The organism is Mycobacterium basiliense (assembly GCF_900292015.1).
Lineage (GTDB): Bacteria > Actinomycetota > Actinomycetes > Mycobacteriales > Mycobacteriaceae > Mycobacterium > Mycobacterium basiliense.
In genome coordinates, this window is sequence record NZ_LR130759.1 from 3,851,604 (window position 1) to 3,865,969 (window position 14,366).

The 14,366-nt window shown below is 64.7% G+C and carries 11 protein-coding genes; all 11 read right to left on the reverse strand.

Annotation, left to right across the window (positions count from 1 at the left end; all coding sequences use genetic code 11):
* Window positions 1-68 precede the first annotated feature (68 nt).
* The 11 genes from MB901379_RS16145 to MB901379_RS16195 all read right to left on the reverse strand — a co-directional run bounded on the left by MB901379_RS16145 (window position 69) and on the right by MB901379_RS16195 (window position 14,363).
* Window positions 69-473, reverse strand: coding sequence for a DUF4233 domain-containing protein (locus tag MB901379_RS16145; RefSeq protein WP_158017558.1), 405 nt, complete (start codon window positions 471-473; stop codon window positions 69-71).
* Window positions 470-1,924 carry a bifunctional tetrahydrofolate synthase/dihydrofolate synthase gene (gene folC, locus MB901379_RS16150; RefSeq protein ID WP_158017559.1) on the reverse strand — a complete coding sequence of 485 codons (1,455 nt, stop codon included), beginning with the start codon at window positions 1,922-1,924 and terminating at the stop codon, window positions 470-472. The genes MB901379_RS16145 and folC overlap by 4 nt, the downstream gene beginning before the upstream one ends.
* Complete coding sequence (locus MB901379_RS16155; protein ID WP_158017560.1) at window positions 1,921-4,581, reverse strand: valine--tRNA ligase; 2,661 nt, start codon at window positions 4,579-4,581, stop codon at window positions 1,921-1,923. The genes folC and MB901379_RS16155 overlap by 4 nt, the downstream gene beginning before the upstream one ends.
* Window positions 4,582-4,657: 76 nt before the next feature.
* Complete coding sequence (locus tag MB901379_RS16160) at window positions 4,658-5,266, reverse strand: LysM peptidoglycan-binding domain-containing protein (RefSeq protein WP_158017561.1); 609 nt, start codon at window positions 5,264-5,266, stop codon at window positions 4,658-4,660.
* 81 nt (window positions 5,267-5,347) lie between these two features.
* Window positions 5,348-5,947 (reverse strand): DUF937 domain-containing protein, encoded by a 600-nt coding sequence (locus tag MB901379_RS16165; RefSeq protein WP_158017562.1) that lies wholly within the window; start codon window positions 5,945-5,947, stop codon window positions 5,348-5,350.
* Between the two features lie 117 nt (window positions 5,948-6,064).
* Window positions 6,065-7,321, reverse strand: coding sequence for a saccharopine dehydrogenase family protein (locus tag MB901379_RS16170; protein WP_158017563.1), 1,257 nt, complete (start codon window positions 7,319-7,321; stop codon window positions 6,065-6,067).
* Between the two features lie 86 nt (window positions 7,322-7,407).
* Window positions 7,408-7,971 (reverse strand): transglycosylase family protein, encoded by a 564-nt coding sequence (locus MB901379_RS16175; protein ID WP_158017564.1) that lies wholly within the window; start codon window positions 7,969-7,971, stop codon window positions 7,408-7,410.
* Between the two features lie 1,097 nt (window positions 7,972-9,068).
* Complete coding sequence (mobA, locus tag MB901379_RS16180; RefSeq protein WP_158019240.1) at window positions 9,069-9,674, reverse strand: molybdenum cofactor guanylyltransferase; 606 nt, start codon at window positions 9,672-9,674, stop codon at window positions 9,069-9,071.
* A gap of 1 nt (window position 9,675) precedes the next feature.
* A complete protein-coding gene (locus tag MB901379_RS16185) occupies window positions 9,676-10,767 on the reverse strand; it encodes a 2-oxoacid:ferredoxin oxidoreductase subunit beta (protein WP_158017565.1) in 1,092 nt (363 codons plus the stop codon).
* Between the two features lie 66 nt (window positions 10,768-10,833).
* Window positions 10,834-12,795 (reverse strand): 2-oxoacid:acceptor oxidoreductase subunit alpha, encoded by a 1,962-nt coding sequence (locus MB901379_RS16190; RefSeq protein ID WP_158019241.1) that lies wholly within the window; start codon window positions 12,793-12,795, stop codon window positions 10,834-10,836.
* Between the two features lie 260 nt (window positions 12,796-13,055).
* Window positions 13,056-14,363 carry an MFS transporter gene (locus MB901379_RS16195; protein ID WP_232021882.1) on the reverse strand — a complete coding sequence of 436 codons (1,308 nt, stop codon included), beginning with the start codon at window positions 14,361-14,363 and terminating at the stop codon, window positions 13,056-13,058.
* Window positions 14,364-14,366: the final 3 nt, after the last annotated feature.

Consider the following 14,366-nt stretch of genomic DNA (forward strand, 5'->3'; position numbering starts at 1 on the left):
TGCCTCAGTGAGACATAGCGCGCCCACAGTGCGCCCAGTGAACGGATGGCAGCGGCGCCCGGCCCGGATCAAGGTGGCGGCGGCAGTCCCTGTCGCTCCCGCCGGCGCACCTCGGCGCGGAAATACGCGATCAGCCCCCACACCAGGGCAAACAAGATTCCGATGAAGCCGATGCCGGGGTACACCCAGAAACCGGCGACGAGGACCAGCTGCACGCCAAGGTTCACCCAGATCGCCCACGATCTGCGTTGCAGTCCGGCCAGCAAAACCAGCAGCGCGGTCAAACCGACGAGGTAACCCAGCGCCACCGGGTTCAGGCCGCCGCCCACCGCCCCCACGACCGGTATCGCCAACAACACCACAATCGACTCGAGCAGCAATGTCGCGGCCATCACCGCGCCGAAGCTCTTCCACGGGTCAGCCCGCGGCGCCGGATCGCCGGGGTCGGCCGGCCGCTGGGGTCGCTCCGTCATTGCGGATCACGACCAAACAGCGTCCGGGCGGCCCCGGCGGTAACCACCGAGCCGGTGATGACGATCCCAGTTCCGGAAAACGAAACCCCCTGCGCTTCCGAATCGGCGGCCGCGTCATCGACCAGCGCGGTTGCCGCGTCGATCGCATCTTGCAGGTTCGCGGCGGTGATCACCCGATCCGGACCGAAGCGCTGCTGGGCCGCCAAGGCCAGCGCCTCCACATCCAGTGCGCGCGGTGACCCATTGTGGGTCACCACCACGGAGTCGAACACCGGCTCCAACGCAGCCAAAATTCCGTCCACGTCCTTATCGGCCATCACGCTGACCACGCCAATCAGAGTGCGGAAATCGAATTCAGTGGATAGCGAGTGCGCCAGCGCACTGGCCCCGGCGGGATTGTGCGCGGCATCGGCAAACACCGCCGGGGCGCTGCGTAAGCGCTCCAACCGGCCGGGACTGGTGACGGCGGCAAAACCCGCCCGGACCGCCTCAAGATCGAGCTGACGCCGCGCACCCGCGCCGAAAAACGCTTCGACCGCGGCCAAGGCCACCGCGGCGTTGTGTGCCTGGTGCTCACCGTGCAATGGCAGGTAGACGTCGGAGTACACCCCGCCGAGGCCCTGCAGTTGCAGCAGTTGCCCGCCAACCGCCACCTGCCGCCCCACCACCGCGAATTCCGAATCCTCCCGGGCCACCGCGGCTTCGGCGCGCACCGCTTGGGCCAGCACCACCTCCATGGCCTCCGGCACCTGCCGCCCAATGACAACGACGGTGTCGGGTGAACCATCGGCGGCCTGGTGGATGATGCCGGCCTTCTCCCCGGCGATCGCCGCGATGTCGTGGCCGAGGTAGTCGACGTGGTCAACACTGATCGGGGTAATCACCGTCACCGCAGCGTTGATCACGTTGGTGGCGTCCCACCGGCCACCCAGCCCCACCTCGACCACGGCGACGTCGACGGGCGCGTCCGCAAACGCCGCGAACGCCATGGCCGTGAGTACCTCGAACTTGCTCATGGCCGGTCCACCGGCCTCTTGCGACTGCCGGTCGATCATGTGCACAAACGGCTCGATTTCGCGGTAGGTCGCCACGTAGCGAGCCGGGCTGATCGGCTTTCCGTCGATCGAGATACGTTCCACCACCGATTGCAGATGGGGGCTGGTGGTCCTGCCGGTGCGCTGATATAGGGCGGTGACCAGCGCATCGACCATCCGCGCCACCGAGGTCTTGCCGTTGGTGCCGGCGATGTGGATCGACGGATAGCCGAGTTGGGGTGAACCGAGCAGATCCATCAACGCGCTGATCCGGGTCAGGCTCGGTTCGATGCGGGTTTCCGGCCAGCGTTGGTCCAACAGGTGCTCGACCTGTAGCAGGGAGGCGATCTCGTCCGGCGTGGGACCGGCTTCGCGATCCTGGCCTAGCTCAGGGAATTCCTGTGACTCGAAACTCATTGCAGCGCAGCCAGCCTGGCCGCGATCCGGTCGGTCTCCTCTTGCGCAAGGCGTTGACGATCACGGATCTTGCCGACAACGGCCTCCGGCGCCTTGGCCAGAAAGTCCGCGTTGGCCAACTTGGCGCCGGTCGATTCCAATTCCTTTTGCGCTGTGGCCAAATCTTTTTCGAGACGACGGCGCTCGGCGGCCACATCGATGGTTCCCGAAGTGTCAAGTTCGACGACCACCATCCGGTCCGAATTGGGACCGAGCCGGACCTCCAGCGAGACCGACGCCTCGAAATCGTCACCGGGCTCGGTGAGCCACGCCAGCGACGTCACGGCAGCCACCTGGGTGTTCAGGTCGGATTGGGTCACCCCGGCCAACCGCGCCGGCACCTTTTGCCGGTCAGCCAGGCCCTGATCGCTGCGGAATCGCCGGACCTCGGTCACCAGCCTCTGCATATCGCTGATCCGCTGGGCGGAAATGGAGTCCAAAGCGATACCAGAGGGCTCCGGCCAGTCGGCGATGACCAGCGACTCCTGGCCGGTCATCGCCTGCCACAGCGCCTCGGTGATAAACGGAATCACCGGATGCAGCAACCGCAACAACGTGTCCAAAGCCGTAGCCAGCACCGCGGTGGTGTGCGAAAGCCCCTCGCCGAGCTGGACTTTGGCCAATTCGACATACCAGTCACAGAATTCGTCCCACGCGAAGTGATACAGCGCCTCACAGGCCCGGCTGAATTCATAGCTGTCGAAGGCCGAATCCACCTCGGCCCTAACCTCTTCCAGCCGCCCCAGAATCCAGCGGTCAGCGTCGGTCATCTCGGCGAGTGCGGGCAAGGGCGCCAAGGCGGCGCCGTTGAGCAATGCGTACCGGGTCGCGTTGAATAGTTTGGTGCCGAAGTTGCGCGACGCACGAACGGCATCCTCGCCCACGGCCAAGTCGCCCCCCGGACTGGCGCCGCGAGCCAGAGTGAAACGCAACGCGTCGGCGCCGAATTGGTCGATCCAGTCCAGCGGGTCGATGACGTTGCCCTTCGACTTACTCATCTTGCGACCGAACTCGTCACGAATCAGCCCGTGCAGGAACACGTCGGTGAACGGCACCTGGGGACCGCGGCTGCCGTCCAGAGTAATGACGTCGTCGCCGCCCACGAAGGTGCCGAACATCATCATCCTGGCTACCCAGAAAAACAAGATGTCATAGCCGGTGACCAACACGCTGGTGGGATAGAACTTCTCCAGCTCCGGAGTGCGCGTGGGCCAGCCCAGGGTGGAAAACGGCCACAGTGCCGAAGAGAACCAGGTATCCAGCACGTCGGGATCCTGCTCCCAGCCCTCTGGGGGCGCCTCGTCTGGACCGATACATATTCGTTCGCCGTTGGGCCCGTACCAAATTGGGATGCGGTGACCCCACCACAACTGTCTTGAGATGCACCAGTCGTGCATGTCGTCGACCCAGGCGAACCAGCGCGGCTCCAAGCTGGCGGGGTGAATCACGGTGTCACCGTTGCGCACCGCATCACCGGCGGCTTTGGCCAGCGATTCGACTTGGACCCACCATTGCAGCGACAGTCGTGGCTCAATCGGTTCCCCGCTGCGCTCTGAATGTCCGACGCTGTGCAGATATGGCCGTTTCTCCTCGACAACGCGGCCCTGGGCGGCCAGCGCCTCGCGCACCGCGACCCGCGCCGCGAAACGATCCATACCGTCGAACTGCGTTCCGGTGTCAACGATCCGACCCTTGGTGTCCAGGATCGACGGCATGGGTAGCTGGTGACGCATCCCGATCTCGAAGTCGTTTGGGTCGTGAGCCGGTGTGACTTTGACTGCGCCCGTGCCGAATTCGGGGTCCACGTGCTCGTCGGCGACGATGATGAGCTGCCGGTCCACAAACGGGTGGGCCAGGGTGGTGCCAACCAGGTGGCGATAGCGCTGGTCGTCAGGGTGGACCGCGATCGCGGTATCACCCAACATCGTCTCCACCCGAGTGGTGGCCACCACGATGTGCGGTTGGGCGTCATCCAGCGAGCCGTACCGGAACGACACCAACTCCCCCTCCACCTCGAGGTAGTTGACCTCGAGGTCGGAGATCGCCGTCTCCAATATTGGTGACCAGTTGACCAGCCGCTCGGCCTGATAGATCAGCCCGGCATCGTAGAGCCTCTTGAAGATCGTCCGCACCGCTCGCGAAAGACCTTCGTCCATGGTGAACCGGTCGCGACTCCAATCCACCCCGTCGCCGAGGCGGCGCATTTGGCCACCGATCGCACCACCGGACTCACGCTTCCAGTCCCAAACCTTGTCGACGAACAGCTCCCGGCCGAAATCCTCTTTGGTCTTGCCGTCCACCGACAGCTGTTTTTCCACCACGCTTTGGGTGGCGATACCGGCGTGGTCCATGCCCGGCTGCCAGAGCACCTGGTAACCCTGCATCCGCTTGCGCCGGGTCAGGGCGTCCATCATGGTGTGCTCGAGCGCGTGGCCCATGTGCAGGCTGCCGGTCACGTTCGGCGGCGGCAGCACGATCGAATAGGCGGGCTTGGTGCTGGTCGGGTCCGCAACGAAGTAGCCGGCGTCCACCCACCTCTGATAGATCGCGTCCTCCATCGCAGCCGGATCCCACGACTTGGGCAGCTGGTCGGCGGTAGGGCGAGGGCTGGCGGTCACCGGTCAATTCTAGGAACCGCCGCAGATGGGCGTGTAAGGGCCCAAAACCACAGGTGAACGCCGATTAGGGGGATGGCTAGGGGATGGTGAGCACTTCGCCGGGATGGATCAGGTCGGCATTGGCGATGCCGCTCGCATCGGCGATCACCCGGTACTTGCTGCCGTCACCATAGAAACGCTCCGCAATGGCCCACAAGGTGTCGCCGGCGACGACAGTGTACGTCCGTGGGGCAGCTTCGGGCTCTGTCTGGGCGACGGCTTGGGCAGCCGGTTCCGCCACCGCTTCCGCAACGGGCCGGGCCGACTCCGAGGCATCAGTTTCCGTGGTGGCGACGGGCTCGGGCGGCGGAGCGTCGGTTTCGGTGCGTGTCGACCAGGCCGGCCCGTCCGCGGCATAGAGCACCAGATTGCGGTCGTCTTGCAGCACCAGCCGGACGTTCTTCTTGCCCTTGGTGTCGGTGTGCCAGACCGGTTTTTCCGCCGCATATACGACGAAATTGCCGTCGCGCTGCACTTCGGCTCGCACCACATCCTGGCCGTCGGTCCCGGTGGCCCACACCGGCGTGCCACGGGAAGCTAGCACAAGATTGCCGTCTTCTTGCAGGGTCAGTGTGTAGGCCCCGTTGCTGGAAACCAGCGACTCCCCCCGTAGCAGCTGCTGTCCTTCGGTCAGTGTGTCCGACATCGCAGTTCCCCTTTCACTACTCATCTTGGATCGGCTTCGTAGCGCGATCGAAACCACGCGTGCTGCCCGCGTGTCGCTGCGCTAGTTCTTGCCGCCCAACAAACCGCCGAGGATGTCGCCCAACGTGCCGCCCTTGCCTCCCAGCACGGCACCGAGGATGCTGCCCAGGGACTTGTCGCCGCCGCCGAGGATGCTGCCCAAGATTTCACCCAAGCCACCGGCCGGGGGTGCGTCCGTCCGCTGCTGCGCGCCCTCCCCGGCCCCACCGGCGCTCAGCTGATTTCCGATGTACGCCAACACGATCGGAAGCACGATCGGCAGCAGCTTCTTGAGCAGTTCACTGTTACCCGCGCCGCCGTTGGACAACGCCGACGCGACCTGGTCAACGTCATTACCGCCGAAAAACGTCGTGACCGTCTGATGCCCATCGGCCTGCTCGGCCATGGCTAAGTGCTGGTCCAAGCCCCCACCCGCGTCGAGCAGCCCGCGGGCCGCGTGGCTGCTGGCCGCGGACTCGATTTTGCTGGCGTGCTCGGGATTTTGCGAGCCCTGGTGCAGTCCGCTGACCAGCACCGGCACCAGGGTGCGAACCGCGCTGTCGACTTCGCTTTCCGCGGCGTCGAGCCGGCGTGCGATTTCCGCGGTGGGAATCTGAGCGTACAGATCGTCCAGACAAGCCATCGATGCCACCTTTCAGCGTTGCTGAGATGAAGAGGCAAGTCCCTTACGACATTAGACCCATGTGCGCTCGATCGAAAGGCCAGTTACCACCGCCGAAAGCTGTTGTCGCAGAATGGTTCAGGTCAGCCGCTCGGTCTGCAGTGACACTCCGGCGGCCGAGAATCGGCTCAACAATGCGTCCCCCATCGCGGCCGCGGGGGTCAGCACACCACGCAGGTCCGAGAGCTCGTCGCGGTCAAACGCCAGAGCCAGGCCACACTCCCCCAACAACACCGAGGTTGCCTTGTAGCCGGGATCGCCGTCCTGCTCCATGCGCGCGCGGTAGCGGGCACCGGAGGCTGTGGTGGTGTACGTCTCGATTCGGTAGTAACCGCGCTCGCGGGTCCGCGCACTCGGGCCACTGCCGGGTTTGGGCACAACGCGCTCGACCAATCGTCGCGGCAGGAAGCGAAAGTAGCGTCCGCCCAACCCGGTCAGCAGCGTCCCGACGCCGCTGACGATGGCGGACGCCGCCGGAGCTGCGATCGACGACCCCAGGCTGAGGTGTTCGCTGTACTGAAAGCGCCTGCCGTACGCCCAGTCCAACAGCGCGTTGCTGCGTCGCACGATCCTGGTGTTGGTCGGTGCCATCATGAAGCCGGCGGTCCACAGACCGTGCAGCTCGGGAGCGAGTCGATCGCCGCGACACCAAGGCAGATCGGGTTGCGACCCTAGTTCGGGCTCGGCAGCACGGTCGGTGCTCAGCGTGTACGGGTCGGCGAATTGGCGACGAAGGTCGGGGTCGGCGGAGACGGCCCGCAGAATTTCCAGCATTGACGCGATAGTGCCGCCGGAAAGCCCGCCAGCGAAGGACCGGACCACCAGGTCAGTCCGGCCGAGCTCACCCGCACCGTCCTCGCGCACCGACCGGTGCAGGGCATAAACCGTCAGATCCGAGGGGATCGAGTCGAAGCCACAGGCATGCACGATGCGGGCGCCGGTGTCGGCCGCCTGCTTGTGGTGCAGGTCGATGCTTTCCCGGACGAACGGTGGCTCGCCGGTTAGGTCGGCGTAGTCGGTCCCGGCGGCGGCGCACGCGGCCACCAGCGGCAGTCCGTAGCGCAGGTAGGGCCCGACCGTGGTGACCACCACCCGCGCTCGGGCAGCCATGTCGTTGAGCGTGGCCGGCGATGCTGCGTCCGCGGCCACCACCGGCCAAGACTGTGCGGCCGCGCCCAAGGTCTGGCGGACGGCCAGCAATCGCTCGGTTGACCTGCCGGCCAATGCGATGCGCGCGTCTCCGGCGACTCGGGCCAGGTACTCGGCGGTCAGCTTGCCGACGAAGCCGGTGGCCCCGTACAGGATGAGGTCGAATTCACGCGACGTTGCGTTCATCGGCCAGACGCTACGCGTACCGTGGCGCAGCTCCCATACGACCCCGATACGACCTCGAATACGGACGGTTTACCGCCGGATGTTGATCAGCCGCGTCGGCCGCAGACCGGCCATGCACCGATCCCCTGGGAACGCAGCACGTTCTCGGCCACCCGAATCTGTTCCTCACGGCTGGCGCTGGCCGCCGATCCGGAACCACCGTTGGCGTGCCAGGTGCCGGAGGTGAACTGCAGGCCACCGGAGTAGCCGTTGCCGGTGTTGATCGACCAGTTGCCACCGGACTCGCACTGCGCGATCGCGTCCCAATTCACGCTGTAGGCCTCAGGGGCCGGCGGTGGAGGCGGAACGTCCGGCGCCGGAGGCAGGAAACCCACGGGCGCGGGCGGGGGCGGCACGTCGTCGGGAGCCGGCGGCGGGGGCAGGTTCGGGTCAAAATCCACAATTTCCGGGGCCGGCGGCGCGTCCTCCGGAGCGGGCGGAGCGAGGGCGTCCGGGGCCGGAGGCACGTTCGGGTCAAAGTTCACCGGGTCGGGACCGGGTGCCGTGTTCGGGTCCAGGCCCTCATCGGCGTAGGCGGTACCGGTGGACGACACCGTCACCAGCGTCCCCGTGATCGCGGCGACGATGAGCGTCTTGCGGACGTTCTTCAACGTTGTTCCTTTCGCGGTGCGCGCGCGCCAAAGCCACCCAGCCCGCAGATGCGGGTTGGTTGCCATGTCCAGGTGGAATTGCTGCTTTGGAACGTGCCGTCTCGTTCCGGCACGACAGCGGAGGGCGTTGAGCTGCCCAACGGGGCACTACCCCGGCTGCCGCGGCGGCCGGTCATCCAGCACAGTCCGCGGCTCCGCTCACACGCGAGTCCGTGGATTCAATTGTTTTACTACGCCCGATTGGGGCTAAGAGGACCGTACGATAACGATTTGGATTCGTCATCTCGGCCGAACCGATATTTCAGTTCAATAACGAGCGAATCACAGCGGGATTCCGGAATGGTCCTTGCAGGTCAGCCGTCCGTTCCTAGCTGCATCCAGAAGTTATCCACAACGGGCGCTTCGTGAGCCGAATCACGCACATATTGTGAGCTGTGACACGAGTTTGCCGTACCCCGGCGCAGCGGCCCTTGATATCACGAAATAGCCACCATGACCTGAGTCATAGTTGTCGCGACCTCGATGTCACGACTGCATTCCACAGCCGCGAGCAACTCATCGGAACATCAAGCACCACAAGGATGTTCGCCAACCGACCACAACGAACACGTTTCCCCGTAAGGCAATCCGCACGTCAGCCCAAGCTTGTTCTACACCAGTACAATCCGCGAGCCAACCGGGATGGCGGGTGCATCGGGCACGGTCGTGCAATCGCCCTAGCCGCGCGGCACAGCGCTAGCCCGGCGAGCACACTCGGCCGCCCATCAGCATTTGCTGCAATATTCACATCGTGGACTTCGTTCGAATGCGGAGCGCGTCGCTCGACGACGCTTGGCAGCGCGGGCCGCTTCGAGCTCCAAATACTCTCGGTACCAAGAGGATACGGTGCCCCAACGCAACCCGAGGACCGTATTCGAATGGGGTCGATGCAGACAACGAATAGCGGCCACGCCCACAGCCAATAACGTTTTCATTATCAAGTGGACGAAAATTACTATTCGCAGTGTTAATTGACAATTTAGCCGAACCGAATTCAGGATGGCACTCAAGTCAAATCGGTTGGACATCTCTTGGCGGGCCGTCGGGCCCGGCAACCGTCAGCGACCGGGCCGCGCCGGGGCCGGTAGATCAGCAGCCGTGTTGATGTTGGACAGCGGGACGGAATCCGGCAACACGATTCGTTGGGCATCCGAAGCGTCCACAAAAGCGCTCATCTTGCGCTCACCCGCGGCCACCAAGGCATCAACCCGGTCGGCCAGATCCGTCCGGTAAACCGCGGCCAGGTAATGGCTGCGGCCGTCCCAGGGCAACACCACCTCGGCGTTGGTCTCGACGGCACGTCGCAGCAGATTATCGATCAATTCAGCAGTCAGCAAAGGCATGTCCACGGCACAAACGAACGCAAACCTAGCGCCCGCGGCGGCCGCGGCACGCAAGCCATGCCCCGTCGCCGGCAACGGTCCCAGCCCGCGCACCTCGTCGCGCAGCACGGACACCTGCAGCGGGGGTAGCGGTTGCCCGGGTGCGGCCATCACAAAAACCGGCTCGCAGCGCTGCCCGACGATGTCGAGCACGTGCTCGACCAGCGTGGTGGTGCCGCCGGGGAGCTGCAGGGTGGCCTTGTCTCGGCCCATCCGCCGAGATTCCCCTCCGGCGAGCACGATCCCGGCCAACGACACTGCGCCCGAACCGAACTCGCCCATCTCAGGCAACAGTCCAGGTGTCGCGCCCACGCAGCAACGATTGCAGCGCGGCGGTGTCGGACGGGGTGCTGTCCCGGGCGGCGTTGACCTGGGAGCGCGCCGCGTCATCGTAGGTGGGCCGGCTGATGCTGCGGAAGATTCCCAACACGGTGTGATCGAGGTTTTGATCTGAAAGCCGCGACAGCGCGAAGGCGTAGGCCGACTCGTCGGCGTGGGCATCGTGCACGACGATTTCGTCGACAGCCACGTCGGCGGTCTTGGCCACGTCGAGGCCAAAACCCGATCTCACGACACAATATTCACCGTTGGCGCCAAAGACGATCGGTTCGCCGTGCCGCACGTTGATAACCCGCTCTTCGGAGCCCTCCTTGCGGAGCGCGTCGAAGGAGCCGTCATTGAAGATCGGGCAGTCCTGCAGGATTTCGACCAGGGCAGCACCACGATGCTCGGCGGCGGCACGCAGCACCTCAGAAAGCCCGGCGCGGTCTGAATCCAGCGCTCGGCCAACGAATGTCGCCTCGGCGCCCAGCGCCAACGACACCGGGTTGAACGGGTTATCCAGCGAACCCATCGGGGTCGATTTGGTCACCTTGCCCACCTCGGACGTGGGTGAATATTGCCCCTTGGTGAGCCCGTAGATCCGGTTGTTGAACAGCAGAACCGTGATGTTGACGTTGCGGCGCATCGCGTGGATCAGGTGGTTGCCACCGATCGACAACGCGTCACCATCGCCGGTAACCACCCAGACTGACAGGTCGTCGCGGGCCAGCGCCAAACCCGTTGCAATCGCCGGAGCGCGGCCGTGGATGGAGTGGAATCCATAGGTCTCGAGGTAGTACGGGAAGCGGCTGGAGCAACCAATGCCACTGATGAACACGATGTTTTCCCGCCGCAACCCCAACTCGGGCAGGAAGTTGCGGATCGTGTTGAGGATGACGTAGTCACCGCAGCCCGGGCACCAGCGGACCTCCTGGTCGCTGGTGAAGTCCTTGGCCTTCTGCGGCTGGTCGGTGGTGGGCACCGAAAAGTTCTTGGTCAACCCCGGAGTCACACCTAGGTCGGTGCCCACCAGGTTGCCAGGCACGCTAGTCATTAGCGCCGCTCCTCCTCATCGCTTCGTCGCCCGGGCGGTGCCCCAATTGCGTTGTCGCGCCGCGGGTCATGCAGTAGCTCCCGCTCCAACGGTGGCCGCCGACAACCTGGCGACCATTGTCTTGTCCTGTTCGAGCTCACCCAGCCTGCCGGCCAGCGCGGCCCGGATATAGCGTCCTACCTCGTCGGCCAGGAACGAGACGCCCTTGACCTTGGTCACCGATTGCACGTCGACCAGATACTTTCCGCGCAGCACCAGCGCAAGCTGCCCCAAGTTCAACTCCGGCGCCACCACCTTTGGGTAGCGTCGCAGCACCTCGCCCAGGTTCGCCGGGAAGGGGTTGAGATAGCGCAGATGCGCGTGCGCGACCTTGGTGCCCCGCCGTCGCGCGCGCCGGCACGCTTCGCCGATCGGACCGTAGGAACTGCCCCAACCGATCAGCAGCAACTCGGCGTCGCCGGTCGGATCGTCGACCTCCAGATCGGGGACCCGGATGCCGTCGATCTTGGCCTGGCGCAACCGAACCATCAGGTCGTGATTCGTCGGCTCGTAAGAGATGTCGCCCGAGCCGTTGGAGGCTTCCAGTCCACCGATTCGGTGTTCCAGACCGGGAGTGCCCGGGATAGCGAACTGGCGAGCCAGGGTTTCCGGGTCCCGAGCGTAGGGCTGGAAAGGTTCGTCGGGTTTGGCGAAGGTGTGCTTGATGGGCTGTAACGTGCCGACGTCCGGGATTTTCCAGGGCTCCGAGCCGTTGGCGATGGCGCCATCGGACAACACGATCACCGGGGTGTGGTACGACACCGCAATGCGTACGGCCTCGAGGGCGGTGTCAAAGCAATCGGCCGGGGACCGCGGCGCCAGCACCGCCAGCGGCGACTCGCCATTACGACCGTAGAGCACCTGCAGTAGGTCAGCCTGCTCGGTCTTGGTAGGCAGACCCGTCGAAGGCCCGCCGCGTTGGACGTCGATGACGATCAACGGCAATTCGGTCATCACGGCAAGTCCGAGTGCCTCGGACTTCAACGAGATACCCGGACCCGACGTGCTGGTGACTCCGAGCGCGCCGCCGTAAGCCGCACCCAGCGCCGCACAGATCCCGCCGATTTCGTCCTCGGCCTGGAAGGTGGTCACGTTGAAGTTCTTGTGTTTGGACAACTCGTGCAGGATGTCCGACGCCGGAGTAATGGGATAGCTGCCGAGCACGACTGGGAGGTCGGCCAGCTGACCCGCCGCGACGAGGCCGTACGCCAGTGCGGTGTTCCCGGAAATCTGCCGGTACTCGCCGGCGGGCAGCGTCGCGGGCGGGACCTCGTAGGTGGTGCCGAACGCCTCGGTGGTTTCGCCGAAATTCCAGCCCGCCTTCAGCGCCAGCACGTTGGTCTCCGCGATCTCCGGCTTGCGGGCGAACTTCTCCCTGATGAAGGTCTCGCTGGTCTGGATCGGCCGCCCGTACATCCAGGACAACAGGCCGAGTGCGAACATGTTCTTGGCGCGCTGACCGTCCTTCTTGGACGCACCGATCGCCTCGACGGCACCCAACGTCAGAGTGGTCATCGGGACGGCGTGTACGACGTATTCCTCTAGCTCGTCGGACTCCAGCGGGTTCGTCACATACCCGACTTTGGTCAGGTTGCGCTTGGTGAACTCGTCAGAGTTCGCGATCACCATTCCCCCGAGCGGCAGATCACCGATGTTGGCCTTCAACGCGGCCGGGTTCATCGCAACCAATACGTCGGGTCGATCACCAGCGGTCAAGATGTCGTAATCGGCGATTTGAATCTGGAACGACGAAACGCCGGGCAGCGTGCCTGCAGGTGCTCGGATCTCGGCGGGATAGTTCGGCTGGGTCGCCAGATCGTTGCCGAAAAGCGCTGCCTCCGAAGTGAATCGGTCACCGGTCAGCTGCATGCCGTCGCCGGAGTCCCCGGCGAAACGGATGACCACATTTTCCAGGCGCTGCCGGTCGGGCCCGGCGCAGGACGCCACGGTATGTGACTCAGACTGGGCTCCGTTGCCGTTGGGATCCACGTCTCCGCCTTCCGTCTGTCTCAGGACAGGCACTCCGCTGCAGCTTCAGGTTACGCCGTCGGAGTGGTCCCCCCTGCCTCACGCGTTTGGTGTCACTGGCGGTACCGATTATGACACTTCTTTCTCGGGTGTATGGCCGTGTCAGTGGTCACTTCGACGCTACTCAACCTGCTAAAAGACGATGTCAAACGGGAGCCGGTAGCGATGCCGAACGAAAGTGTGGTATTGGTCACTCCGCACACCCGAATCACGCCAACGATTCAGGTTCTGCGCAGTCTCGCCGGGGCCGTCTCGGGCATTGCGATCAGATACAAGATGAAACCCGCGCCGGCGATCGCGCCCAGCGACATGAAGGCGACGTTGTAGCCGGCACTTACCACGACCCAACCGGAAGCAAAATTGGACAGTGCCGCACCGACACCGACCGCCGTGGTGATCGCTCCAAGGCTGATGTTGAAGTGACCGGTTCCGTGCGTGAGGTCCTGGACGACAAGGGGAAACAACGCCCCGAAAATGCCGGCGCCGATACCGTCGAGCAGCTGCACACCGACCAGCCAGTACGAGTTGCCCGACAGCGTGTAGAGGAACCCGCGCGCGGTCAACACGGCGAATGCCACCAAAAAGATCGGCTTTCGCCCCCAACTGTCGGCCCTGGTCCCGGTCAGGTACGCGACCGGCACCATCACCAATTGCGCGGCGACGATGCACGACGACATCAACGCGGTGCCCTCGTCCCTGTTGTGCAATGCCAGCACCTGGCCGACCAACGGCAGCATGGCCGCGTTGGCGAAGTGAAAGGCCACGACCGCCGCGGCAAAGATCATCAGTCTGCGGTTGCGCAGCAGTACGCCGAATCGTGATGGCTGCCGATGCGGCTCTCCCGGCGCGTGGTCCATCCCCCGCGCCAAGTCATGGTCGATCGCGTCGTGCGGAATCCGCAGAGTGGCCACCACACTCATCGCCGCCATCCCGGCAAGCACCCAAAACACCACCACCGGCCCGAAAAAGAAGGCCAGCCCACCGGTCACGGCCGCGGCCGACGCGTTACCGGCGTGGTTGAACGATTCGTTACGCCCGATCCGTCGCGCGAAGAACCTCGGGCCGACGATGCCGAGCGTGATCGCGGCCAACGCCGGCGCGAATACCGAGCTGGCGATCCCAGTGAGGACCTGCAGCACAGAGATTGAATGCAGATCGGGAAAGAGCGGCATCGCCAACGCGCTGGCGGTGACCGCCACCGCACCGGTGACTACCAACGCTCGCTTGGCGGTGGTGCGGTCCACCAAGGCGCCCATCGGCGTCTGTGCCACGATCGCCGCGATTCCCCCGACCGCCATCACAAACCCGATCGAGGCCTGGTCCCAATTATTGGTCACCAGCAGGTACACCGACAGGTAGGGACCCAAGCCGTCGCGCACGTCGGCCAGCGAGAAGTTCACCAGATCCAGCGCATGAATCACGCGGCGCGGCAGGACAGGAGCGGAGGCCGTCTCGGTGTTAGGCGGGCTTTGGTTGCTCGACTCGGTCGACTCGGCCGACGACGGCTTGTTTCCCGAAGCGCCCGGCATCAG